This is a genomic window from Mycobacterium asiaticum (assembly GCF_001673315.1).
In the GTDB taxonomy this organism is placed as follows: Bacteria; Actinomycetota; Actinomycetes; order Mycobacteriales; family Mycobacteriaceae; genus Mycobacterium; species Mycobacterium asiaticum_B.
Window position 1 is genome coordinate 12,794 of sequence record NZ_LZLQ01000118.1, and the last position, 24,809, is coordinate 37,602.

At 63.6% G+C, this 24,809-nt stretch carries 23 protein-coding genes; 12 read left to right on the plus strand and 11 right to left on the minus strand.

Annotated elements, in window-relative coordinates; translation table 11 throughout:
• The first annotated feature begins 142 nt into the window (after positions 1-142).
• Together A5636_RS17865 and A5636_RS17870 are read left to right on the plus strand one after the other, a co-directional pair.
• Complete coding sequence (locus A5636_RS17865; protein WP_065159977.1) at positions 143-592, plus strand: SRPBCC family protein; 450 nt, start codon at positions 143-145, stop codon at positions 590-592.
• The gene (locus A5636_RS17870) at positions 585-2,387 is read left to right on the plus strand and encodes a sulfatase-like hydrolase/transferase (protein WP_065159978.1); all 1,803 of its coding nucleotides are present in this window, start codon (positions 585-587) and stop codon (positions 2,385-2,387) included. Before A5636_RS17865 ends, A5636_RS17870 begins: the two co-directional genes overlap by 8 nt.
• Before the next feature lie 144 nt (positions 2,388-2,531).
• Here the strand turns inward: A5636_RS17870 and A5636_RS17875 are convergent, their stop codons facing one another.
• Genes A5636_RS17875 through A5636_RS17885 form a run of 3 tightly spaced genes read right to left on the minus strand, consistent with a single transcriptional unit; the run spans position 2,532 to position 5,380 of the window.
• On the minus strand, positions 2,532-3,041 hold the full coding sequence (locus A5636_RS17875; protein WP_065159979.1) for a nuclear transport factor 2 family protein: 510 nt from the start codon (positions 3,039-3,041) through the stop codon (positions 2,532-2,534).
• 39 nt (positions 3,042-3,080) lie between these two features.
• The gene (locus tag A5636_RS17880) at positions 3,081-4,511 is read right to left on the minus strand and encodes an adenylate/guanylate cyclase domain-containing protein (RefSeq protein WP_065159980.1); all 1,431 of its coding nucleotides are present in this window, start codon (positions 4,509-4,511) and stop codon (positions 3,081-3,083) included.
• Between the two features lie 29 nt (positions 4,512-4,540).
• Positions 4,541-5,380, minus strand: a complete 840-nt coding sequence (locus A5636_RS17885) for an SDR family NAD(P)-dependent oxidoreductase (protein WP_065159981.1) — start codon at positions 5,378-5,380, stop codon at positions 4,541-4,543.
• A gap of 325 nt (positions 5,381-5,705) precedes the next feature.
• On the opposite strand from A5636_RS17885, the gene A5636_RS17890 reads away from it, so the two are divergent.
• On the plus strand, positions 5,706-8,477 hold the full coding sequence (locus A5636_RS17890) for a helix-turn-helix transcriptional regulator (protein ID WP_253900635.1): 2,772 nt from the start codon (positions 5,706-5,708) through the stop codon (positions 8,475-8,477).
• A gap of 744 nt (positions 8,478-9,221) precedes the next feature.
• Here the strand turns inward: A5636_RS17890 and A5636_RS17895 are convergent.
• Positions 9,222-10,166, minus strand: a complete 945-nt coding sequence (locus A5636_RS17895; RefSeq protein WP_065159983.1) for a cupin domain-containing protein — start codon at positions 10,164-10,166, stop codon at positions 9,222-9,224.
• A gap of 164 nt (positions 10,167-10,330) precedes the next feature.
• On the opposite strand from A5636_RS17895, the gene A5636_RS17900 reads away from it, so the two are divergent.
• Together A5636_RS17900 and A5636_RS17905 are read left to right on the plus strand one after the other, a co-directional pair.
• On the plus strand, positions 10,331-10,837 hold the full coding sequence (locus A5636_RS17900; protein ID WP_081287864.1) for a DUF417 family protein: 507 nt from the start codon (positions 10,331-10,333) through the stop codon (positions 10,835-10,837).
• A gap of 185 nt (positions 10,838-11,022) precedes the next feature.
• Positions 11,023-13,782: a glycoside hydrolase family 2 protein gene (locus A5636_RS17905; RefSeq protein ID WP_081287860.1), complete on the plus strand. Its 2,760-nt coding sequence runs from the start codon at positions 11,023-11,025 to the stop codon at positions 13,780-13,782.
• Positions 13,783-13,824: 42 nt separating this feature from the next.
• On the opposite strand, the gene A5636_RS17910 is transcribed toward A5636_RS17905, so the two are convergent.
• Together A5636_RS17910 and A5636_RS17915 are read right to left on the minus strand one after the other, a co-directional pair.
• Positions 13,825-14,652, minus strand: coding sequence for an LLM class F420-dependent oxidoreductase (locus tag A5636_RS17910; RefSeq protein ID WP_065159984.1), 828 nt, complete (start codon positions 14,650-14,652; stop codon positions 13,825-13,827).
• 10 nt (positions 14,653-14,662) lie between these two features.
• On the minus strand, positions 14,663-15,124 hold the full coding sequence (locus tag A5636_RS17915) for a DUF5994 family protein (protein WP_253900633.1): 462 nt from the start codon (positions 15,122-15,124) through the stop codon (positions 14,663-14,665).
• 206 nt (positions 15,125-15,330) lie between these two features.
• On the opposite strand from A5636_RS17915, the gene A5636_RS17920 reads away from it, so the two are divergent.
• A complete protein-coding gene (locus A5636_RS17920) occupies positions 15,331-15,564 on the plus strand; it encodes a hypothetical protein (RefSeq protein ID WP_065159986.1) in 234 nt (77 codons plus the stop codon).
• Positions 15,565-15,704: 140 nt separating this feature from the next.
• Positions 15,705-16,199, plus strand: a complete 495-nt coding sequence (locus tag A5636_RS17925) for a nitroreductase family deazaflavin-dependent oxidoreductase (protein ID WP_065160029.1) — start codon at positions 15,705-15,707, stop codon at positions 16,197-16,199.
• Here the strand turns inward: A5636_RS17925 and A5636_RS17930 are convergent.
• Entirely contained in the window at positions 16,180-16,782 is a 603-nt protein-coding gene (locus A5636_RS17930; protein ID WP_081287861.1) for a TetR family transcriptional regulator, read from the minus strand. The genes A5636_RS17925 and A5636_RS17930 overlap by 20 nt on opposite strands.
• 183 nt (positions 16,783-16,965) lie before the next feature.
• Here A5636_RS17930 and A5636_RS17935 point away from each other — a divergent pair, with 183 nt between their 5' ends.
• Both A5636_RS17935 and A5636_RS17940 read left to right on the plus strand, forming a co-directional pair.
• The gene (locus A5636_RS17935) at positions 16,966-18,165 is read left to right on the plus strand and encodes a cytochrome P450 (RefSeq protein WP_065159987.1); all 1,200 of its coding nucleotides are present in this window, start codon (positions 16,966-16,968) and stop codon (positions 18,163-18,165) included.
• 42 nt (positions 18,166-18,207) lie between these two features.
• Complete coding sequence (locus A5636_RS17940; protein WP_065159988.1) at positions 18,208-18,630, plus strand: PPOX class F420-dependent oxidoreductase; 423 nt, start codon at positions 18,208-18,210, stop codon at positions 18,628-18,630.
• A gap of 1 nt (position 18,631) precedes the next feature.
• Here the strand turns inward: A5636_RS17940 and A5636_RS17945 are convergent, their stop codons facing one another.
• A complete protein-coding gene (locus A5636_RS17945; protein ID WP_065159989.1) occupies positions 18,632-19,027 on the minus strand; it encodes a DUF4267 domain-containing protein in 396 nt (131 codons plus the stop codon).
• 30 nt (positions 19,028-19,057) lie between these two features.
• Positions 19,058-19,552 carry a pyridoxamine 5'-phosphate oxidase family protein gene (locus tag A5636_RS17950; RefSeq protein WP_065159990.1) on the minus strand — a complete coding sequence of 165 codons (495 nt, stop codon included), beginning with the start codon at positions 19,550-19,552 and terminating at the stop codon, positions 19,058-19,060.
• A gap of 98 nt (positions 19,553-19,650) precedes the next feature.
• On the opposite strand from A5636_RS17950, the gene A5636_RS17955 reads away from it, so the two are divergent.
• The 3 genes from A5636_RS17955 to A5636_RS17965 are packed head-to-tail and all read left to right on the plus strand — an operon-like array spanning position 19,651 to position 22,842.
• Positions 19,651-20,538 carry an SPFH domain-containing protein gene (locus A5636_RS17955; RefSeq protein WP_065159991.1) on the plus strand — a complete coding sequence of 296 codons (888 nt, stop codon included), beginning with the start codon at positions 19,651-19,653 and terminating at the stop codon, positions 20,536-20,538.
• A 2-nt stretch (positions 20,539-20,540) separates the two neighbouring features.
• On the plus strand, positions 20,541-22,241 hold the full coding sequence (locus A5636_RS17960; protein ID WP_065159992.1) for a patatin-like phospholipase family protein: 1,701 nt from the start codon (positions 20,541-20,543) through the stop codon (positions 22,239-22,241).
• A 28-nt stretch (positions 22,242-22,269) separates the two neighbouring features.
• The gene (locus A5636_RS17965; protein WP_065159993.1) at positions 22,270-22,842 is read left to right on the plus strand and encodes a DUF732 domain-containing protein; all 573 of its coding nucleotides are present in this window, start codon (positions 22,270-22,272) and stop codon (positions 22,840-22,842) included.
• Between the two features lie 10 nt (positions 22,843-22,852).
• On the opposite strand, the gene A5636_RS17970 is transcribed toward A5636_RS17965, so the two are convergent.
• Together A5636_RS17970 and A5636_RS17975 are read right to left on the minus strand one after the other, a co-directional pair.
• On the minus strand, positions 22,853-23,788 hold the full coding sequence (locus A5636_RS17970) for a TIGR03619 family F420-dependent LLM class oxidoreductase (protein WP_065159994.1): 936 nt from the start codon (positions 23,786-23,788) through the stop codon (positions 22,853-22,855).
• A 37-nt stretch (positions 23,789-23,825) separates the two neighbouring features.
• Complete coding sequence (locus tag A5636_RS17975; protein ID WP_065159995.1) at positions 23,826-24,806, minus strand: NAD-dependent epimerase/dehydratase family protein; 981 nt, start codon at positions 24,804-24,806, stop codon at positions 23,826-23,828.
• Positions 24,807-24,809: the final 3 nt, after the last annotated feature.

The window sequence follows — 24,809 nt, forward strand, 5'->3', positions numbered from 1 at the left end:
ACGGCGAAGGTGCGCGGAATGCCACGCTATACGGCGTGTCGGCGTACCGACACGCACCCTCGGGCCGCTGCGTGGGCGGGCAGGGGCATTGCGCGACGAATAATCCGGCCCGAGACCGTCCGCATGGTGGTTGGATGGCGGGGTGGCAGACATCACCCGCACTCGTACGGTGACGGCCCCACAACACACGGTCTGGGACATTCTGGCCGACTTCGGAGCCCTGAGTTCCTGGATGGATAGCGTCGACCACTCCTGCGTGCTGCGAGTAGGCCCCGGCGGTCAGCCTCTGGGCACCGTCCGGCGGGTGCAGTTGGGCGCCAACGTGCTGGTGGAGCAGATAACCGAGTTCGACCCGCCCACCACGCTGGCCTACGACGCCGAAGGATTGCCGGCCCGACTCGGCAAACTCGCCAACCGCTGGACGCTACGGCCCGACGGCGAAAACACCCTGGTGACACTGACCAGCACCCTGAAGATCGGCAAGCGCCCGCCAGCCCGCCTGGCCGAACAAGTCTTGCTGCGTTTCATGGCCAGACAGTCAGAGGCGCTGCTGGCCGGCCTCGCTCATCGATTGGAGACCACGCATGTCTGAGCGGCCCGACATCGTCATTCTGATGACCGACGAGGAACGCGCGGTGCCTCCCTACGAATCGGCCGAAATACTCGCGTGGCGGCAGCGGACCCTCACCGGTCGTCGCTGGTTTGAGGACCACGGTGTTAACTTCACGCGGCACTACACCGGTTCGCTGGCCTGCGTGCCGAGCCGCCCCACCATTTTCACCGGGCACTATCCCGACCTGCACGGCGTCACCCAGACCGACGGCATCGGCAAACGCTATGACGATTCACGGCTGCGCTGGCTGCGTGCCGGCGAGGTACCGACCCTGGGCAACTGGTTCCGCGCGGCCGGGTACGACACCCATTACGACGGCAAGTGGCACATTTCGCACGCCGATCTCGAGGACCCCACGACCGGTGGTTCGCTGGCCACCAACGACGACGACGGCGTCATCGACCCTGCCGCGGTGCAGCGCTACCTCGACGCCGACCGACTCGCCCCCTACGGCTTCTCCGGCTGGGTCGGTCCCGAACCGCACGGGGCCGGCAATGCCAACAGCGGTTTCCGGCGCGACCCGCTGATCGCCGATCGAGTGGTGGCGTGGCTGGAGGACCGTTATGCGCGACGGCGTGCCGGTGACTCCGCTGCAATGCGCCCCTTCTTGCTGGTGGCCAGCTTCGTCAACCCGCACGACATCGTGTTGTTTCCGGCCTGGGCGCGGCGCAGTCCAGTCCAGCCCTCTCCGCTGGACCCGCCGCATGTGCCGCCGGCACCGACCGCCGATGAAGACCTGTCCACCAAGCCCGCCGCGCAAATCGCCTTCCGCGAGGCGTACTACTCCGGATACGGTCTGTCGCCCGCCGTCAGCCGCACCTACAAGCGCAACGCGCAGCGCTACCGCGACCTCTACTACCGACTGCACGCCGAGGTCGATGGACCGATCGACCGGGTCCGTCGGGCGGTCACCGAAGGAGGGTCGGACAACGCCGTGCTGGTGCGCACCTCCGACCACGGTGAGCTGCTGGGGGCGCACGGCGGACTGCACCAGAAATGGTTCAACATGTACGACGAGGCGACCCGGGTGCCGTTTGTCATCGCCCGCATCGGCCAGAACGCGACGCAAGCCCGCACGGTGTCCACACCGACCTCGCATGTGGACCTGGTGCCGACGCTGCTCGGTGCGGCCGGCATCGACGTGGAGGCCACTGCCACCGACCTTGCCGACTCGTTCTCCGAGGTGCACGCGCTGCCCGGACGTGACCTGATGCCCGTGGTGGATGGGGAGCCTGCCGACGAAACCCGCGCGGTTTATCTGATGACACGCGACAATGTGCTCGAAGGCGACACCGGCGCCTCGGCGTTGTCCCGCCAACTTGGGCGCGAGGCGAATCCCCCTGCACCCCTTCGTATTAAGCTGCCGGCACACGTGGCCGCGAACTTCGAGGGCTTGGTGGTGCGCGTCGACGAAACCGAAGGCGGCGCCGGGCATCTGTGGAAATTGGTTCGCACTTTCGACGACCCGGGTACCTGGACGGAACCCGGCGTGCGCCACCTGGCCGCGAACGGCATCGGCGGTGAGGCCTACCGAAGCGACCCGATCGACGACCAGTGGGAACTGTACGACCTCACTGCTGACCCCGTCGAGGCGGAAAATCGTTGGAATGACCCCGATTTGCATGGTCTGCGTCAACATCTGCGCATGCAGCTCAAGCAGGCGCGGGCGTCCTCGGTGCCGGAACGGAATCGGCCGTGGCCCTACGCCACCCGGCAGCCGCCGGAAAACGATTCACATGGGGTGCTACGTCGGGTGTTCGGTCGGCTCAAGTAGTCCCGGTTTCTCCGGTCGACATCAATATTCTTCTCGCGCTGCGTTATCCGTCGGGGCTAACCGCGTGCACTGCGCCGAAGGCCAGGACTGCAATCCTGAATCGCGCCAGTCGACCGCTGATCACCGACCAATGGCGTTGGCGCCCTACAGCAATGCTGTCTTACTGGTTTGCCGCAGGAACCGCGTCACGTCGGAACAGTCGGGCACCGGAAAACGCTTCTGGGATAACAGTCCTAGTTGACTGAATACTCCAGCCTGGTCCCAATACAGCCGTTCGCTTTGCATCAGACCGTCGCGGAATCTCACAATCACAACGAACGGGACTTCTATCTCCCGGCCGGTCGGTTCCAGCCGTGGCAGCAGGAAGGGGATCTGTCGGTCATGACGGAGGTACATGATCGACTCGTCTATCAGGAAATCCTCCCCGACCAACCGTTCGACGAGCTCGGTGCTGGTTCCCTCGGGAATACCTGGGATGAAAACGTCTGCGTAATAACGGCGTATCTGCTCGCGCCCGGAGCCGCCGCTCATGGTCGGAAGGTGCATCACACTCGCGTCTGCGACCATAGTCGATACGGCGAGGTCGGCGTCTTTGACGTCGAATTCGTAGCGCGCGTGCTTCTCCCACACATCCACGATCGAGTCCTGATTCATAAATCCTCCTTCGCTGGGTTCTTGGAATGAATTTCGGTCTCAACCCGCAGATCGAGACGGACCGACCATGGTCGCGGTTGCGCACACGCCGGCCTGAGGAATCGCGTCAGCATGTGAGCCGCCCTGTTCGTTGCGACCTCCCGCTCGAATTCGGTAAATCCGGACCTCTTCGGACACCCCTTTTAGGCGGCGAAGGCCGATGTGGTGGAAGACCAGGTCCGATCCCGCTGTCAAATCGCGGACTGTTCGGCTGGCAGTAACTTCGCCCGGCTTCGCAATCTCGACGAGTCGAGAGGCGATATGGATGGCTAACCCGCTCCATTCGTCTCCCCGACGTTCGACCTCGCCGGTGTGAACGCCGGCCCGGATGCTCAAGCCACGAGTGGCTAATGTGGCCGCGAGTTCCAGCGCGCAGCGCAGCGCATTGGTGGGACTGTCAAACAGCGCAAACACACCGTCTCCGGTGTGCTTGGCGCTGTGACCGCCGTATGTCGTCAGTAGGTTGCCGACGATGTCATCGTGGATGGCAAGACGATGACGCCAGTGTGCGTCACCGTAGGCGCTAACTAATTCGGTCGACCCGACGATATCGGTGAATAGCGTTGTGGCAAGCACCCTTGCGCTCGGTCCACTACCGTATGTCCCGCACACGAATCGCAATGTCTCGCGAGCGAGGATGTCCGTGATGTCGAAGCAGCTGTGATTCCCGGCAGGCAACTCGTGCAATCGCGCACCGGGAATGGCCGCCGCCAGAGCGGCAGAAGCCTCGAATGGTACGAACCGATCACCTGGCCGGGCCATAACCAGGGTCGGTACTTGAACATTCGGCAGCTCGTCACGTACATCGGTTTCCATCGTCGCTTTCCAAAGCGAGCGCGCTAGCGTCGGGCTGCTGACGGCGCGCTGCTGGCGGCCGAATTCTTCACGCACACCCGGTATTGCTGCGGCCGCACCAAAGAAGATGTCACTCAGAGCCCCGTAGCCCCAATCGGAATCGATTTCCCTGAGCTGGGCCTCGATATCTTCGTCGGTGAATCCCCATGGATGGTCCGGCAACGCTTGCGAAAACCGCGCAGCGGTAACGGGTAGCACCAAAGCGCTGACCCGCCGTGGGTACCTGACGGCAAAGAGAATGCTTATCGGCCCGGCGCCGCCGCCGCCCCAGAGCACGGCACGGTGAACCCCGGCCGCATCCAATACCGCGCGCAGATCTTCTACACGTTCCTCGATCGAGACGTCAGTGGTCGGATCCGACAACCCGGTGCCCCGCCGGTCGAGGATGAGCACACGCGTGTGCCGTGCAAACATCTCTACTGAGCTGGCGTAGGGACTTCCGGGGTGCTCGAAGGTGTCGATACTGCACACCACCCAACCGAGGAGGAACACCAGCGTGGTGTCACCCTTACCCAATAGCCGGTACGCAAGACGGGCATCGCCGTTCCGCGCGTACTGGAGTCGCCCGTCGTTCATCTCACTCCCACCATGTTTTTGCCAAAGTCCTACCCATGCGATGCCGTAAGACGGTCGACATCGGCACCGAGGGAGTTCTGGTACCGCTGCATGCCTAATACCCAGCGGTCGTGATCGGCCGCTTTGCGCTGGAATAGATTTCGGGCATCCGCCTGTGGCAGCGAAAGGAACCGGTCTTCGCGGACGGCACGAAGGGTGGCGTCGGCGACCAGCTGCGGCTCGACGACCGCCGCCGCGTTGATGATTGCTCTGGCGGAAAGCCGGTGTGCGGTATCAGACGACTCCAACGTTGCGTTCAGCAGTGGGGTGTTGACGCCCATCGGGCAAGCGCAGGTGACATGAACGCCGCTATCGCCGTATGTAACCGCTAACCACTCGGCGAAAGCCACTGCCGCATGCTTGCTGACCGTGTAGGCGGCATCACCGATTTGAGTAAGCAGACCCGCGGCGGAGGCGATGCTGACGAAACATCCGGCACCGCGCTTGACCCAATCCGGTACGAGCATGACAGCTGCTCGGACGTGTGCTTTGAGGTTCACCTCTAGCGTGCGGTCCCAATCATCTTCAACCAGGCCGAGACCGGGCGGCCCCGTCACCCCGGCGTTCGCGACGTAAATATCTACGGGTCCGAAATTATCTGCGGCACAGTCGATTAGTCCTCGAATGCCGTCGGGCTTGCTTGCGTCGGCGTGCCGGACAACCGCTGCGTGTCCCGCGGCGGTAATCCCATCGGTCGTGCGGCGTGCACCGTCAATGTCGATGTCACTGACAACGACCGATGCTCCCGACGCGGCGAACGACTCCGCCAGTGCACGACCGATCCCCGACCCGGCGCCGGTGACGATGGTGACGCTTCCCTCAATGCGCATGACCTAGACCCCGGATCGCAGTTCGGGCCGATGTAGCCGAAGTAGCCGATGTAGCCGATGGAACATCGGGATCACGTCGCGATCGAATGGCCATCACATGACTATCGGTGCTTGGTTGCTGGGCGAAAGGATGCAACGCGCGGACGGGTTCGTCCCTTGCCGGTTGGCCGGCTGAGGCGCCGGTGCTCGCGAGGCGCTGAACTCGACTTATGCGGTTTTTCTGTGGCATGGTTGCGACGCTATGCAGCGGGACAACCGTTGTCGCCAGTATCCGTGACGGGGATTAGCCGGGCGGGCGTATGGGATTACGATTCGATCAATGAGCATGGCCCGACTCGTGGAACGTGAAGCCGAAATTGCGCAGCTTTCGGCCTTGCTGGATTCGGCCCGGAGCGGCCGTGGGCAGGTGTGTGTGATCGAGGGGCCAAGCGGTGTCGGCAAGACTCGCCTGGTCGACGAGTGTTACCGGTCATGTGCTGCACATGGATTGCATGGATTGCGAGCCCGGGGCAACGAACTAACGCGTGACTATCCGTTTGGCGTCGCGCGAACGCTTGTAGAAACCCGCGTGATCCAGGCTTCCGACACCGCGCGGGCCAAGCTCATGCAAGGACCCGCCGCACTCGCCGAACCATTGTTCGGCCTCGGCGAAGCGATGGACCACTTCAGGGTCATCCATGGCCTGTACTGGCTTACTTTGAATCTGGCCGACCAACAACCGTTGGCAATGCTGGTCGACGACGTGCATTGGGCCGACCATCTCACGTTGCGTTTCCTGGCCTACGTCGCCGAGCGCATCGAAGATATTCCCCTGGTGATGGTGGTGACCATTCGGACCGGCGATCAATTTGCTGATTCTCAACTAGTCAGTCACCTTTGGGATGCCGCCACCGGGCCGTCGATCCGTCCGGCGGAGCTCAGCGAGAATGGTGTCGCGATGCTGCTCACGGACGCGTTGCCGGATCGTCAAATCGATGCCAGTCTGGTGCGGGCGGTGGTCAGCGAATCTGGCGGTAACCCTCTTTACGTCTTGGCAATGGCAGACGCCCTGAGCAAAGGCGCGGATCCTAAGATCGCTACCCCCGAGTCAGTAAGACGCCACATCGTTCTCCGAATGGCACGACTGGATCGGGCGGCGCGTGATCTGGCAAGGGCAGCGTCGGTGTTATGCGACGGCGCAGCCCCGAGGGATGTTGTCCGCCTGGCAGGACTCAGCACGGATGAAGGCATTGTTGCAGCGGAAGAGTTGGTAGCGGCAGGCCTTTTCGCTTCAGCAGATCCAATTACGTTCGCGCACGGGATTACTCGGGCGGCGATCTACAACTCGCTGGAACCTGCCGAGCGGCTGCAACTTCATGCGCACGCCGCGAAGCTGCTGGCGGCAGGGGCCCGGGATCCGGAGGCTGTCGCCGAACACTTGCTGAAATCGAACATGCCCGACGAGGCGTGGACTTTGGCGGCCTTGCACGACGCCGGCCGTGCCGCGGCCAGGAAGGGCGCGCATGACTCGGCGATTCGCTATCTACAACGCGCCGTCGACCTCCTCGCGGTCGAGAAGTTACCCGCCCGGTTGCTCATCGATCTGGGACTAGCCGAAGCCGCCGCCGGGAAGCCGACATCGCTGGCGCGGTTCGAACACGCCCTAGGCCTGGTCAACAATCACCAGGAACGCGCCGACGCCCTGTATTCGCTTGGCCAGACGTTGTTTCGCTTCGGTCGGTACGCCGAAGCGAGCAAAGCTTTCCGGCGGGGGGCTGAGCTTTTCCGCGATGGACAGCAACAAATACGGCGTCGGTTCGAGGGTGCGGCCAGCGGTGCGGAGTATCATCTCTCGGCTACTCAGCGGGGTCCTAGCAGCACCGTCGACGAGCACCCCGAGAGGGACGGCCCCGGTGACCGCGCAGTGCTGGCGTTCCAGGCGCTGCGCGATGCAATGACAACACCGCCCGCCGACCGGGCCGGGGACCTGGCCGTTCGCGCGCTCGGGAACGGCGCCCTCCTCGCCGAGCAGACCTCTGAAGGGCCCAGCGTCAACCTTGCAGTCCTAGCTCTGCTGCACGCGGGACGCCTCGTGGAAGCCCACGAGGCCGCCGACGCGACGGTTCGGGACGCGCGGGAACGGGGTGGCGTGCTGGCACACGCCGAGGCGTCACTTGTTCGAGCCTTGGTGCTGTACGAACGCGGCAACATCCCGGACGCAGCGGCCGATGCTCAGGTGGCATGGGAGGCCATCAGTGCTAGGTCCCATGTGCACGCCAATGGGGCGATGGCCACACTCGCTAATTGCATGATCGAACGCGGCGAGCTTGATGAGGCGGCCGGCCTATTCGACGGAGTCTGGAAAGAACGCCGTCCATCCGACGCCCCAATCATCGAGGCCTACGTACACACCGCGCGCGGTCTGCTGCACCTGCGACGCGGCGATATTGCCGCCGGGCGTGCCGACCTCACAGTTGCCGAGCAAGCAATGCGGACCTACGGCGCCCTCAACCTCGGACCCTTCAGATGGCGATCGCTGGCCGGCGTGGCGGCGTACCTAGCCGGCGACGAGCAATCCGGACGAGAGTTGATCGAGGAGGAGATTCGGCTAGCGCAGTTGTTCGGCGTCCCAATCTCATTGGGCATTGCGCTCAGACGGCGAGCCTTCACCGAGAAAGACGATGCTGCCCTCCCGACGTTGCAGCAAGCTCTCGCGATCTTGAGTGAGACGGAAGCGAAACTTGAACTGGCTCGCACCCATTGGCGAATCGGGTGCTCCCTGCGTCGCACTGGACTTCGAGTTCAGGCGCGAACACATTTAGGAGTCGGTCTTGACCTGGCGCACCGGTGCGGCGCGATGGGGCTGGAGGCCGACATTCGGGACGAACTGGCGGCGGCCGGCGGGCGTCCCCGCCGCCCTGCGGTTACCGGAATCGAGTCACTCACGCCCACCGAACTGAGGGTGGCGCGCTTTGCGGCCATGGGCCTTTCGAACAATAAGATTGCCGAGCAGATATTCGTCTCCCGGAACACGATTTCGTGGCACCTGCGAAATGTCTACCGAAAGCTGCAGATTGAATCGCGCGATCAGCTGCCTCTTGCGGTCCGCGCTAATTAGACGCCCCGGGGGTATCCATCAGATCACTACAAACTGGGTGCCCATCCGTCCCGCGCTGTGCTATAGCAAAGCTATGAGGCAACGACGACGGCCCATAGGGAGGACACAGATCATGACCGTTTCACGGGCTATTCTCGCGGTCGCCGGCCTGGCTGGGTGGTTGGCTGTGGGCTCAGCTGCCACCGCGTGGGCGGACCCGACCATGAGTGGCCACTACGTCGCTACTGTGACCTCGGATTCGGGTGAGACCACTGATAGTGACTGGTACTTCACACCGTGCGGTGCGGGATGTGCGGCGGTAGCTAACGCACCCGGCGGACCTGCCTTCGGTAACGCTCGAATGTTCAACGGTCAGTGGACCATGGTTTGGCACTCTGATGCAGTCTGCCCGGGGGGGTCGCGAGTTCCCGGGGCGTACGTCAGTTACGCCTCCTGGGATCCGAATTCCCTTGCTGGCAAAGACGAATCGGGCATCAACACTCCGATATGCGGGTCCGGCGGCAGACCGCCACGCGTAACCCAGCAGCTGCAACTCACGCCAGTCGGATAACCCCTTGGGCTTGTTCGGGTCCCGGTCGCGATGCTGCCTCACCGCTCCTCACCGCTCATCACCGCTTCTCACCGATCCAGCCAGAAGCAGGTTCGTGGGCGACACCCTGGGCGACACCTTGGGCCGTCCGAAGCGGATCCCGTTGCCCTGCTTGACGACCGACACGTGAGCGCTTGGATCGTTGGATTGGTAGCTCAGTCACCGGCACCGACGCCATGCTCCCATCGCCGCCGTTGAGCACGCCGAAAGCGCGCCGGCGTCGTCCCGATCTCGGCACGGAAGGCGCGGGAGAACGCCGATTCCGACTGATAGCCAACATGTCCGGCGACGGCGGCGACCGTCGCGTCACTGGAATTGAGAAGTTCGGCCGCGGCCATCACCCGCACGCGCACCAGGAAAGCGCCGACTGTCATGCCCGTTTCCCGGCCGAAGCGACGTAGGAATGTCGCCCGTGACATGGCGGCGGTGCGGCTGAGTCGGTCGATGGTCCACTCAGCACCCGGCTCCTGGAGAACGCTCTCGACTGTTGCTGCGATACGCGGGTCGGTTACTGCGGTCCACAGAGCGGTCGTGGTGGCGGCACTCGACGCGGATCTCAGCGCCATCGCCAGAAGCGCCGTGGCGAGAGCCGACAGGATCGCGGCGGTGCCTTCCCCGTCACGCTGCGCCTCTCGGCGCATCATTGCGCTCAACATCGCCAGCATCTCGTCGTTGTCGGCACCCTGCCCGACGGACACGTGCAATGGATCGGGCAGGCTGCCCAGCAGCACCGCCCCGGCACCTGCATCGAACGTGTAGTGCCCGCAGAACAGGTCGACGAACGCGGTACCACCGCCCCTGCTGTGGGTCGTGACGAATGCATCGCCGGCGGTATCAGTTGTGCTCCGTAGCCGACCGGCGCCAGACGTGATCACGCGATGGGCAGCCCCGCTCGGAATCAGTACGACATCTCCCCGCCGCATCTCAAGCACCCTGGCGTCGACATGCAGCTGACACTCGCCCTCGAGCAGAACATGAAACGGTGCCTGCAACTTGGGGTAGGCCGGGACGTCCATTCGGGTGGTCCTGCCCAGCAGACAACGCTTATCAACGTCGGCGCTGAGCTGTGCCAAATTCATCAAACGACTGATGGCATCCACTGGTGAGACTTTCAAGCAGAAATTTGGTGTTATTCCATCTACTTGTACCAGATTTAGCTCTGTACGTTCGAACGCGATGCGTCAAGCAAGCCGACCAATCGAGCTGTGCCAAACATCGCGAAGGAGCCATCGTGACCGAACAAATCACACCCAAGGACACTGAAATGAGCACGCCGAGACCGCACGCCTCCTCCAGCGCCATGCGAGTGTTGCCGGCGACGGACATCGTCGCCGCTGCGCTACTCCGATACGGACTCGTCATCGTCATCGGCTGGATCGGTCTGCTGAAGTTCGCCCACTACGAGGCTCACCAGATAGCGCCACTGGTCACGCACAGCCCGTTCATGGGCTGGTTCTACAACATCTGGTCGGAGTACACCTTTTCGGCACTGCTCGGCGTAATGGAGGTGAGTGCCGCGGTACTCCTGGCGATAAAACCGATCGCTCCACGGCTTTCAGTCCTTGGCAGCCTGCTGTCGGTTCTGCTGTTCGTCTCGACGATCAGTTTCCTGATCACCACCCCCGGTATCAGCGAACCAGCAGGCGGTGGCTTCCCGGCGATCACGTTGCTCGCCGAGTTTCTGCTGAAAGACATCGTCTTGCTGGGTGCTTCGTTCTGGACACTCGCCGATGCCATTCGGTCAGGCTGGCTCCGTGGTCAGCCTGGGTGACTGGCTCCGTGGTCAGCCTGGGTGAACGGCACCCGGGCAGTCACACCGTCGCTGTTGCAGCATCCGAAGGAGGCATCAAGCGCTTGATTGATGGCGGCCCTGGCCCGACTCGCCGGAGGTCCGTGCTGCTGCGGCAGGGGCCGACGGCATGATTGGACGATCACCCGATTCGAGGAGTCGAAAGCATGCTGAAGGTCGCCGTCAAGATCTTCATCATGTTGGCGCTCACCTCACTGTCGTTGTGCGCTGCGGCGTATTCGCCCGTCACCACTCCTGCGGGGCAGTCCGCGCCGCCGCAGCGCCTGGAACTGGCGAACAGCTGGACGTTGTCCCCTGCCGAGACGATCTCGGCAGACGGTGACGCACTGTCTCTGCCGGACTATGACGCCGCTGCGTGGTACAAGGTGCGTCGACTGCCGGCCACCGTGTTGGAGATACTCCGAGAAAACGGTGTCTACAGTGATCTCTACGTCGGCCAGAACCTTCGCGACCGGGTGCCGCAGGATCTCTACAAGCACGATTGGTGGTACCGCACTCAGTTCACCGCCCCGGAAGGCAGAAAGACCTACGTGCTGGGCTTTCCCGGCATCAATTACCGCGCTGACATCTGGTTGAACGGACGCCTCGTTGCCGATCACGAGCAGGTCGTCGGTATGTACGTCGACCATCAATTCGACGTGACGCCGCTGATCCGGCCTGGGCAGGTCAATGTTCTGGCAGTGAAGGTGACGCCGGAGCGTGCGCTGCAGGATGTGGACGGTGTCGAGTTGGCTGACAGCTGGAACGACTGGATCAACTGGGACTACCTCGGCTTTCCGCCGCCCAATGGCGACGTGGACCGTCGTGGAACGTCATTCGTTCCGGACCGCAACGCCGGCATCTGGAAGCCGGTTTACCTGACAGCACTGGGAGCCGCGGGAATCGGTTCGGCGACGGTCAATTCAGAGCTTCCGCTACCCCTCACCGACAGTGCGCGGTTGACGGTCCGCGCGGACGTTCACAACTACAGCTCACAACGCACACGCGGTGTGCTCCGCGCCATCATCACCCGCCCAGACAACACCACCGTCGCCGCCGAGCAGCCAGTCGTTCTCGCACCCGGTGCAGATGAGCAAATCACCTTCACCCCAGATGAATTCCCCCAATTGACCTTTCAGCACCCGGACTTGTGGTGGCCCTATACGATGGGCCGGCCCAATCTGCACGACCTCCGGTTGGAGTTTCGGGTCGGCAATGAACTCAGCGACAGCCACGAACTTCATTTCGGCATTCGAAGCGTCACCCAGCATCGCGACGAGCAGTTCTCCGGCGACGGCGGAGACTTCTATCTGGAAGTCAACGGCAAGAAGTTTCCGGTGCGCGGCGCGGCGTACACCCCTGATCTGCTCTTCAAGTACGACCCTGACCGCGAAGACGCAATCTTGCAGTACGCCAAGGATCTCGGTCTCAACATGCTCCGACTCGAAGGCAAGCTCGCCAGCGAACACCTCATCGAGAAAGCCGACGAACTCGGGCTTCCGCTGATGGCCGGGTGGATGTGCTGCAACCAGTGGGAGAAATGGGAGCAGTGGGACGCCGAAGATCACCGGGTGGCGATGGACAGTCTGCGTTCACAGGTTCGCATGCTGCGAAGCCATGCGTCGTCGTTCATCTGGGCAAATGGCAGTGACGGGCTGCCCCCACCCGACATCCGCGCCCGATACCGGTCCATCCTGGACGAGTTGCATTGGCAGAACGCCACAGTGGATACCGCCTCCCTGCAAAGCCGCGACAGCGACGGAATGGCGCAATGGGACGGCATCGATATGCCCGGACCGTACACGTGGCGCCCGCCCACTTACTGGTTCAGCAGGCGATACGGAGCTACCTGGGGTGCATCGGCCGAACAGGGCAGCAATGAACAGATCCCCCCGTTCGCGAGCCTGAGAAAATTCATCCCGCCCGACAAGTTGTGGCCGATCAACGACACCTGGTCCTTCCATGCCGGTGCCCAGTACAAGAACGCCGCTCTGCTGAGTGCCCAACGTTCAATCGGCATGCGCTACGGAACCTCCGACAGCGCCGAGATATTCGCTGCCAAAGCACAATTGGCTCAGTACGAGTCCGCCCGCGCCCAGTTCGAGGCATTCGCCGCCACGGGTTGGGACAGCCACAAGATGACGATCTACTGGATGCTGAACAGTCATTGGCCATCCTTTTTCGGACAGCTCTTCGACTACTACCTGCGCCCCGGTGGGGCATATTTCGGGGCCAAGAAGGGTCTGCACCCGCTTTCGGTCGTGTTCGATTCGTATGCCGGCGGCGACGGAAACTCGGCGCGCATCAGTGTCGTGAATCAGACGCCATCCGACGAGCAAGATCTGTTCGCCCGAGTTCGCGTCTACGACCTGCAGGGGACGCTGCAGGCCGATCGCACCTCAGATCGCATCCACGTATCCGCCGGAGACGCGGTCGAAGCCATGCAACTACCCCGCGGCCTCGCAACCTCGCCGGTCTTCTTTGTCCGTTGTGAACTGACTCGCCGCTCCGGCGAAGTCGTTGCCGAAAACGTCTATTGGCAGTCCCAGCAGCCCGACGACGTCGGGGATCCGGACAACGACCGGGCGTTCGACTCGACGCAGGTGAGCTGGGCCGACATGACCGCCTTGAACTACCTGCCGCGCGCGCCGCTGAACGTCACGGCGCAACGTCAATCGGCCCCGGGGAGCGTGCTCATCCGCCTGCACAACCCGACCCAGCACGTTGCGTTCTTCGAACGCACCGAAATCATGTCGTCCCGCGACGGTGACGAAATCCTGCCCGCCCAGTACGACGACAACTACGTCACCGTGTTTCCCGGCGAGACGGTGCAGATCCGGGGCACCATTCCGGGAAACGGTCCGTCGGCGACGTGGGTAAGAGTGAGCGGGCATAACACGTCGCCGATCACGGTTGCGGTCAGATAGCCGCAAAACACCGGCAGCCGCCCCGATCCGTCGTACCGCCAGTCAGGCCAGCACCGCTAGCTCGGCTGCCAGCGCATCGAGGGTCCGCAGCGTCTCGTCGCGTGGCTGACTCGGCAATTCCACCAGCACACGCTCAACGCCCAGCGGCTGATAGCCGGCGAGCACTTCTGCGCTGGCTTCACCCCACTGACATACCGTCACCGGGACGTCCGTACCGGCCATGTTGCGCAGCTCGTCCAGTGGCCACGACAGCAGCTCCGGGGACGGGCATATCGCTATCCAACCGGCGCCCAGGCGCGCAATACGCTTGAAACTGGCCGGCCCGCCGCCGACATACAGTGGCGGATGCGGCTTGGTGGCGGGCTTGGGCCAGCAGTAGATCGGGTCGAAATCTACGTATGTGCCGTGAAATTCGGCCTGCTCCTGCGTCCAGATCTCGATCATGGCACGCAACCGCTCCTCGGCCACCCGGCCGCGCACCGCGGGATCGACGCCATGGTTGGCAACTTCCTCACGCAGCCAACCCACACCCACACCGAAGCGAAAACGCCCCTCCGACACCAGATCCAGTGACGCGACCTCTTTGGCCGTCACGATGGGATCACGCTCGGGAACCAGCGCGATCCCGGTGCCCAGGACCAGCTTTCGAGTCGCGACCGCCACCGCCGTCAGCGCCACAAAGGGATCCAGCGGCCGGTAATACTTTCGAGGCAGCTCACCACCCCCCGGATATGGGCTGTCGCGTTTTACCGGGATGTGCGTGTGCTCGGCAACGAACAACGACTCGAACCCGCGCTCCTCGAGAGCCCGTCCCAGTTCCACCGGGCCAATGCTTTCGTCGGTAACGAAGGTCAGAACACCGAAGTCCATCGCTCGCTTCTCAGCGTGGAGATGAGTCCGCGCGGTCGGCTGCGAACTGCTGCCGGGCGGCGTACAGGATCGAGCCGGCCGTGTGAAACGAGGCCGTCTCGCAGTACGCGGGATCGATGGGGAGGTTGGCTGCGCGCCGCAGCATCATCATCGCCAGCGTGCTGTTCGTGGCATACGGGATGATCAATACATTCGCGCAGGTGTCACAGCTGTTGACGCTGATCACGTGCTGATGCTTGAGTTGCCACCCCCGCCAGTTCAGATCAGGGGGGCGCTCCAGCGACGGCCAATTGACGTTGATGCCGGTGATCTCGCCGAGTCGGGTACTGAGCGCCAGCACCAGGTCGGGCAGCTCACCGCCGATCCGATCGGTGCGCGGCCACCACGCGCCGTCGATGTCCTGGCCCAGGTCAGAGGTCAATGTGAGGCGTATGGGTGTGGCGCGCCGTCGCGCCACGAGTGGCGCTGTCACTGCATTTGGGTGATCGGACGGATGGGGTTCATCAGGATTGTTCCTTCCCACCGCTGACAACCGAACGGCTTAGTTCGCAAAGCTACGCCACCGGATTCCCCGCCAAACAGCGAGGTGGTTTGTATTCGATGCCGTCGAACCATGCGTAGTCTGGGATTAATGCCGGTTCGGCACGAGAATCCGCAAAACAAGCGAGGATAGGTTGCATGGCCATACAGGACTGGCGGGAAGCTCCCGAGATCCATCCATCGGAGATCCGGGTAGGTGACGCCATCGGTACGGTGGACGCCGAGCACTCCCGCTACACCGTCAAGATGATCAGCGGCCCGCAATCGGGCGGCAAGCGCTGGACGTTCTTCGGTCGCGACGATCGCGGCCAGGACTACGCAAGCACCTTCGGGGAGCACGATCTGGTCCGCAGGTTCGCCAAAGCTTCCTGACCTGCAGCGTCGACGAACACCTGCCCACCATGTCGACGAATCTTTAAGCCGCGCAGGGTGATTCGGTTACACCGCGTTCGGCCGCGGTGCCGTCGCTATGCTGGGCGGCCAACGACAGTTGCTTCACAAAGGAGTGGACGATGCCCAAGTTCTCGCTGCCCGAGGACGCCCCGTCGGGGTTGACGTCGCCGGTGACGGCCAAGGTCCTCAAGTACGCGTCCAAAGGGCACGTCGCGGTCTTCAAACTGACCAACGGGCGCATCGGCAACAAGTGGCGCATCGGCGCGGGTCTGCGCAAGCCCGTCCCGACACTGCTCCTCGAGCATCGGGGCCGCAAATCAGGACGGGAATTCACCACCCCCCTGCTCTACCTCAAGGACGGCGACCGCTTCGTCATCGTGGCTTCGCAGGGTGGTATGCCCAAAAATCCGCAGTGGTATCACAACCTGATCGCCAACCCGGACACCCGCATTCACGTCAAAGGCCAACGCGGCCTTCAGGTTTGCGCGCGCGTTGCTACACCGGAGGAGCGGGCCGCGCTGTGGCCGCGCCTGGTCGACCTGTACGCGGACTTTGCCAAATATCAGGCCTGGACCGATCGCGAGATCCCGGTAATCATCCTGACGCCGCGCTGACCGTCAACCGGAACAGCGCGCGCTGCAATGTGGGCAAGATGTCGGTAATGGAGATCTCGCCGGCGGCGAACCGGGCAACCAGGCCGTACGCGAGGTTCGACACGATCGGCGGCAGGTCCTCGACCAGGCCGGCTTCGGCGTCGCGGAGCACCGCCATGGTTGCCGGTATGACGGCGTCCAGGCCACGGTTGACCAGACGCTGACCCCCGGGGGCCGATCGAGCGCGGAAATACGCCCGGAGCATGTCCGGGTGACGCTCCCACGGTTCGAAGATGGTGCGGAAGACGCGCATCAGTCCGTCGTACACAGATTCCTGCGGGTCGTGGGTCTGCGTCGCCAGGCCGGCGTAGCGGTTTTCGTCCATCCAGCTTTCGAGCGCGGCCAATATCAATGCATCACGGGTCGGAAAGCGTTTGTAGATGGTGGCCAGCGACGTCCGGGAGCGCCTGGCGACCTCGCGTAACTGAACTGCCTCGTAGCCGTCGGATTCCAGGATCCCCACCACAACGTCGAGGATGACGTCGAGGATTGGATCATCGACGCGGCGATCCTGATCGCCGATCACCGCTTCAGTGCCGACCAATTTCGTGCACCCCTTGCCCTCGCCGAGTAACCCGGTTACCGTACCACTCTGTAACGAGGTTACTCAGCGCGGAGGGCCCATGACCAGCTCACTCATCCCTGTCCTCCGACGACGCGCGCTAAAGCACCGGAACCACGCTTCTCCTCGATGTGAGCAGCTGCCTGACGTTAGGACCGCCCGCGCATGACCATCGCTCCCGATACCGACGTGTACTACGACCCGTATGACGTCAACATCACCGCGGACCCCTACCCGACCTACGCCCGCCTGCGCGACGAAGCCCCGCTCTACTACAACGAGCGCTACAACTTTTGGGCGATTTCGCGCCACGCCGACGTGGAGAAAGCGCTTTCGGATTGGGAAACGTTCTCCAACAGCCGAAGTGACATCCTCGAGCTCATCCAGTCCAAGTTTCCGATGCCCCCCGGCGTGATGATGTTCGAGGACCCGCCGACTCACACGATGCTGCGTGGCGTGATGTCCCGCGTCTTCACCCCACGGCGGATGGCCGCGATCGAGGATCAGATCCGGGCCTACTGCGTGCGGTGCCTGGATCCGCTTGTCGGTTCAGATGGATTCGACATCATCGCCGAACTCGCTTCGATGATGCCGATGCGCGTGATCGGGATGCTGCTGGGCATCCCCGAAGACGAGCAGATCGGTGTGCGCGACGCCAACGACGCCAACCTGCGCACCAGGCCGGGCACACCGATGAAGGTGGCCGACCCCGATGCGATCGCCGATGGACGCATCTACGCCGACTACGTCGACTGGCGCGCCCAAAACCCCTCCGACGACCTGATGACCGCACTGCTCAACGTGGAGTTCGAAGACGCGGACGGCACGATGCGCAAGCTCACCCGCAAGGAGGTGCTGCACTACACGCAGGTAGTCGCGGGGGCAGGAAACGAGACGACGGGCAGGCTGATCGGGTGGCTGGCCAAGGTGCTCGCGGAGCACCCCGACCAGCGTCGGGAAATCGCGCAGGACCGGTCGCTGCTGACGCGTGCGGTGGACGAGACCTTGCGATTCGAGCCGACGGGCCCGCACGTCGGCCGCTACACCATCCGCGACTTCGAGGCTTACAACACCACAGTTCCGGCTGGTAGCGCCGTGTTGTTGCTCTTCGGTGCGGCGAACCGAGATCCGTTGCGCTACAACGATCCCGACACATTCAATCTTCACCGCGACAATATCTCCCACCTCACGTTCGGCAAAGGCGTGCACTACTGCCTGGGCGCGAACCTGGCTCGTTTGGAAGGTCGGGTCGCCCTCGACGAGTTACTCAATCGGTGGCCGGAATGGGAGATCGACTACGACAGTCTCAAGTTGGCGCCCACCTCGACGGTGCGAGGCTGGGAGCGGCTACGCATTGTCGTGTGACCGTCCGGGAATTAAACGCCCGCCGCCACGGTAGAACAACGCATGAAACTCAACGACGCCGCACGTCAACTCATCGGCAAGGGCGCGGACGCGACTTTGGTCACCCTCAATCCCGACGGGTCCCCACAGGTAAGCCTCGTTTGGATCGCACTGCAGTCCACGCCTGACGGCGACGAATTGGTGAGCGCACATTTGGCCGAGCACAAAAAAGTGCGCAATGTCCGACAGGATCCCCGAGTGGCGGTGACCGTGCTCTCCCCCGACAACCCGGGGCGGGCCATGCGGCCTTACCTTGCCATCAATGGGACAGCACGGGTGGTCGAGGGCGGCGCCCCCGAGTTACTGAAGGAACTTGCGCAGACGTTGTCCGACCCAGACGTTTTTCCGCCGGAAGGCGCACCCCCGGGATACCTCACCCGCATCCGCATCGAGAAGGTCGGCGGCATCGGACCCTGGGCGTCCTGAGTCAGCTTTCGGGCGGCGCGACCACCTGCGTCCGGCGTCGCGCCGCCCCCCACAAACCGACCCCGATACCCACCGCAGCGCCCCCGAGTCCGATGGCACGTTGAGCCGGCTTCATCTGGTCGTGCACGCTGAGCCCGCCGAGTAAGTCAGCCGCGTCGGCACCACCGGAAGCCAGGAACCAGCCGCGGGTGTTCTTGCCCCGCAGAGCCGAGACGGCGAGCAATCCACCGATCAGCGCGTCGCGGTAACCCATTGAGCGCAACAACAATTGCGCAGTTGCCGTCTGATCCTCCGGATCACCCCACAGCTTGTTCGCCTTGATCGGGTCGACGAGAAATGAGATCCCCGAGGCGAACCGGATGCTGCCGGCGACCAGCGCCGCTCGATCAATCGACATGTCGGCAGCTTAGTCCGCGGCTGTCCTATCTCACCGAGCCTGGCGCGCCGGCAATTTGTGGTTGTCCCACGTGATCAGACGGTCGGGCTGGAAGACCACCCAGCGGGCCGATCGTCCGCTGGCGGTCTGCGGGTACCGCACCGGCTCCGCGCTCTGCGGTTCCCCATGTCCCCCTGCGTATTTCGTGCCCATCTGCCAGCGCACCTCTTCGAGATGCGGATCGGCGTTTTCCTGTTCGGCGTTTTCCAGCACTGTCGCGCGCCCCTGAAACATCGCGCCCACGAGTTCGGGGAAGCGCTCGTTGCGGTCAACCAGCACGGTGCACTCCGGATTGCGGCGCAGGTTCGCGATCTTCTGGCCGCGGCAGTAGAAGTAGACCCGTCCGCCCGCCCAAGCGAACCACAGCGGCGTGACGTTGAGCCGCTGACCCGGTCCCACCGTGGCGATCCGCATGTTCCATGACGAGGTCATCAGCTCGTCCAACTCTTCGGTGGTCAAGCTGAGCGCGGCGGGTATTCGGGCCATCGCGTCTCCCCTCCTTCGGTTCGGGTACTGGCAGCACATCCATGATGTAGAGGCCAGAATATGGATGCCCATGACACATAAGCAGAAGGAGAGCAGGGATGACGTGGCAGATCGTGCTTTTGGTCTTGGGTTTGGCCGTTGCCGGAGTCGCGGCCGTTATGTGGAGATTCGCCGGCAATGACAAAGGGCGCGGCCGCAGCAAGAGGGTGACGCTGATCGCGTTGGCGGTAGCGGTGCTGTCCTTCCTCTTCGGCTGCTTCACGATCGTGGGGACCCGCCAAATCGCGATCCTCACCACTTTCGGCCGGCCTACTGGGGTAAGCCTGAACAACGGCTTTCATGGCAAGTGGCCGTGGCAGATGGCACACCAGATGGACGGCGCCGTCCAGATCGACAAGTACGTCAAGAACGGCAGCCACGACGAACGCATCATGGTGCGACTGGGCAACCAGTCCACTGCGTGGGCCGACGTCAGCATCCGCTGGCAGCTCAAACAGCACGCCGCTCCCGAGCTCTTCCAGAGCTACAAGACTTTTGACAATGTGCGGGTGAACCTGATCGAGCGCAACTTGTCGGTAGCGCTCAATGAGGTCTTCGCCGCGTTCAACCCGCTCGACCCACGCAACCTGGAGGTATCGCCGCTGCCAGCGCTGGCCAAACGAGCGGCCGACATCCTGCGTCAGGATGTGGGCGGGCAGGTCGACATTTTCGACGTCAACGTGCCGACCATCCAGTACGACCAGGGCACCGAGGACAAGATCAACCAGCTCAACCAGCAGCGCGCCCAAACCTCGATCGCGGTGGAATCCCAGCGCACCGCGGAGGCCCAGGCCAAAGCCAACGAAATCCTGTCCCGCTCGATCAGCAACGACCCCAACGTGGTGGTACAGAACTGCATCACCGCCGCGATCAACAAGGGGATCAGCCCGCTGGGCTGCTGGCCGGGCACCGCGGCGGTGCCCACCGTGCCGGTCCCTGGGCGATAGTCGTGGAGTTGCCATTCGCCGCCGCGCTGCGCGCCCGCCGACGAGGGCCCAATGCCGCGTTCGATCTCTTCGATGAGCCCGAGGACCTCGAGATGGAAGGGACCGAAGCGGCGCCGGACACCGGCACCTTATCCTCCGCAGAACCGGCGTTGCTGCTGCAGAAAATGGAGAACCGGCTCGTCCGCAACCACCTGGCTAATCCTGAAGTGCTCAGCGACGACGAACTTCGCAGACTGCGTTACATCCTCAACTTCGCCAGACTCGCCGACTTCGAACCCGGGGCGGCGGGCCCGGGCGGGCGCCGCGGACGCGGGGACATCTCGGTGGGCGCGGAAATCGGGCCGTGGCGGTCCAGGGTGATCGATGCGTTGCACGGGCCGTTGCGAGAAGAGACGGATCCGATCAAGTCGTCGACGACGGCGCGCGACGCGCTGCACAACCTGAGCAACGATCAGGACGATCAGCGCAACGTGCTCATCGAGCGGCATCGCAATGACTTCAGCGCCGCCGAACTCGACGCCGAGGTCGGCTACAAGAAACTGGTCACGGTCCTGGGCGGTGGCGGCGGAGCCGGTTTCGTCTATATCGGCGGCATGCAACGGCTGTTGGAGGCCGGTCAGCTGCCCGACTACATGGTCGGCTCGTCGTTCGGCTCGATCTTGGGCAGCCTGGTAGCCCGGGAACTACCCGTCCCGATTGAGGAATACGTCGATTGGGCCAAGACGGTGTCGTACCGGGCCATCCTGGCGCCGGAGCGGCTGCGGCGCCGCCACGGCATGGCCGGTCTGTTCGCATTGCGCTTCGACGAGTTCGCCCACGCTCTGCTCAGCCGCGAGGACGGCGAACGGATGCGCATGTCGGACTTGGCGATCCCGTTGGACATCGTCATCGCCGGTGTACGCCGGCAACCGTACGCGGCGTTGCCTTCGCGGTTCCGTCGTCCCGAACTGGCAGCCTTGCAAGGGCGCTCAGTTCCGTTCCGCCGCATCGGAATCGGGCCGCTGGTAGCGGCCCGCTTGTGGCAGGTGTCGGCGTTCATCGACCTGCGGGTGGTCAAGCCGATCGTCGTCACCGGTGACGACCCGGCATTGGACCTCGACGTCCTGGACGCGGCGTCGTTCTCATCGGCCATCCCAGGTGTGCTGCACCACGAAACCCGGGACCCGCGAATGCTGCCACTCCTCGACGACTTGTGCTCGGACCGGGACGTCGCGGCGCTCGTCGACGGCGGCGCGGCCAGCAACGTTCCGGTCGAGCTGGCGTGGAAGCGGGTCCGCGACGGCAAGCTCGGCACCCGCAACGCGTGTTACCTGGCGTTCGATTGCTTCCACCCGCAATGGGATTCGCGGCACCTCTGGCTGGCCCCGATCCTGCAGGCGATCCAACTGCAGATGCTGCGGAGCCTGCCCTACGCCGACCATCTGGTCCGATTCAAGCCGACGCTATCCCCGATCAACCTGGCGCCTTCGGCCGCCGCGATCGACCGAGCGTGCGGATGGGGACGAGACAGCGTAGACAAGGCAATCCCGGTGACCACCGCGCTGCTGCAGCCGACGTGGTGGGAAGGTGATGCCCCGCCGGCATCTGCTAACGAACCCGAGCAACGCGCGAAGTCGGTGGCCTCGTCGATGAGTTCGGTGATGGCTGCCATCCAATCACCGACCGGTCACCTCGCTCGGTGGCGCAACCGTCACCTGACCTGACGCGGCGTCCGCAGACTACGATGACCTCATGTCCGACCCGGAGGAATCGGGGAACCTGGCGTGGTCGCGCGGTAACGAGGTCCCTCCCGTACGCAGCATGCCGGCCGACGACGGCGCCGGTGATCGTCAACACGCGGCAAGCGCACCGGCCGATATCGACCAGACCTGGATCACGGCCTGGACCCGCGCCGCGGCATTGCTGTTGACGTGTCTGGCGCTGGCAATCGTGATCGTGTTGGTGGGCTGGGTGATGGCCAAAGACAAATCGTCCGAGAACGCGTCGGAACCGGCCGGCACCACGGCCCCCTCGATTGCCAGTTCGGCACCGGCCACCACCACGTCCATCTCGTCGACACCGGACCAGGACAGTCGCTACATCGCCGCGCTCAACGAGAAGGGCATCGAGTTCTCCAATCCGGAGGTCGCGGTGCACAACGGGAAAACGGTGTGCCAAAACCTCGATGCCGGAATGACGGTCCAACAGATCGCCGCCCAGTTCCGCCAGGACAGTCCCGACTTCAGCGCCCACGCAGACGATTTCGTCGCCGTCTCGGTTCGGGCCTACTGCACGCAATACAGCAAGCAGGTCGCCGGTATCTGAGCACCCGCAGTCAGTCGGTAGCCTGCCGGAACGCACTGACCAGTTCCGCAAGCACCTCGGTGGCGCGCCCGGGATCTCGCGGCACCGTCCCGCTGAAGCGGATGTCGGTAGCGCCGTCCGCCACAAGTTGCGCCACCGTGGCGATTGAGGAACGAACGTCGAGGGTGCAGTCAGGTCCTTTCACCAACGCGGCGGACCCCTGCACCTGCAGACCGCTCGGGTCGCCGCCGGTATCAGCGATCGCTCGTTTCATAGCTGGGATGGCACCTTTCAGGTCGCTGATCGCGGGACCCCAAGGGATCCAACGTTTCCCGAACCGGCTCAGCCGTCTCGCCACCGCCGGATTGACCGTGCCACTGACCCAGATCGGGATTCCGCCGGGCTGCACCGGTTTTGGCATCTGGTGGATGCCGTCGAAGGACAACTCCGGCGCGTCGTAGGAGGCTCGCTGCTGGGTCCATAACGCGTCGCACACCTCGAGGGTGTGGTCGAGCAGACGGCCCCGGCGTTCGAAAGGCAAACCCGCCGCTTCGTATTCCTCGCGTTGCCAGCCGATGCCGACGCCGAGGTCCACGCGACCACTCGACAACACATCCAAGGTAGCCAACTGTTTCGCCAATACCATCGGACGCCGCAGCGCCGCCAGCAACACCCCGGTGCCGAGGCGGATACGTTCGGTGGTGGCGGCCACCGCAGTCAACAGGACAACGGGTTCCAGCCATTGGCCGTCCGGTCCGGTCGGCTGCCGACCTCCCGTGGTGCCGCCCAACGTCGGATCACCGTAAGCATCCAGGTTCTCACCGAACACAACGTGGTCGGACACCACGACCCGGTCGACACCGGCGGCGTCCATCGCGCGTGCCGTAGCCAAGGTGGCCTGCCAGTCGGTGTCCGGATCGTCACTGAAAGTGCGCAGATACAGCGAGAGTTTCGGACCATCGGTCATGCGTCGAGCCTATCGGTGCCCGCGAATTCAGCTCAGTTCAACTCCGACTCGCCGCCCGGTTCTCTTTCCGATACGCGGAGCTGCGCACCACAAACCAGGTTGCCAGCGGACGCACCAGGCGGATCAACGGAACCAGCATGCCGAATTCCCGCTGCATGTCTTTGAGTTGATCGGACAGGCCGCGGGTCTGGTACTGCAGGAGGCGCTGGCTTTCCTCGGTGTCCACCCAGTCTCCGAAGAAGCGAGGTGGTGTTCGTTGCACGTAGGCATCGGCCGGGACGGGACCGATTCCGATCGCACCCATCAAGGTGTTGGTGAACTCGTAATACGTGGTGCGGCAGCTCTCGCCCCCCGCAATGTTGAGGATCTTTCCAATCGCCTCCGAACAACCCACCGCTCGGGCGAATGCCGTGCCCGCGTCGGCGGGATGGAGGAATTCGAATCGCGCTTCGGGGCTGAACTCGAACATGATGCTCGGATCCTGGCTTTGCAGGTGAATCGGTGAGGCCGCCGCAAGCCGCAGGATGCTCCACTGCAACCGCGACTGACGAATCAATTGCTCGCACGCAACCTTGTGCCGCCCGTACTCGTCGGTAGGGGACACTGGCGTGTCGGCACGAAGCGGCGGCTCACGGTCTTGAATGTCACCGCATACCCCTATCGACGAGGCGAACACCAGTCGCTTGGCGGTCGGCGACTTCTCCATGCATGCGACCACGTTCTGCGTGCCTTCCAGATTCACCTTCCGAGCCAGGGCCGGTGAACGTTCTGAGACAGGCGGAATGATGGCCGCCAGGTGAATGACCGCGTCCACGCCTTCCAGCGCCTGTTGCACCGATTCGCCCGAAGTGACGTCACCCCAGACGAAGTCCACGCCCCGTTCCTCGAAGGTGGCCGCCAGCTTGCGGGCCCGGCGTGACGCGAGGTCGAAGGCGACCACGTCGTGGCCTTCGGCGAGCAAAGCCTCCAGCGTCGACATCCCGATATTGCCGAACGCACCTGTCAACAACACTCTCATGCA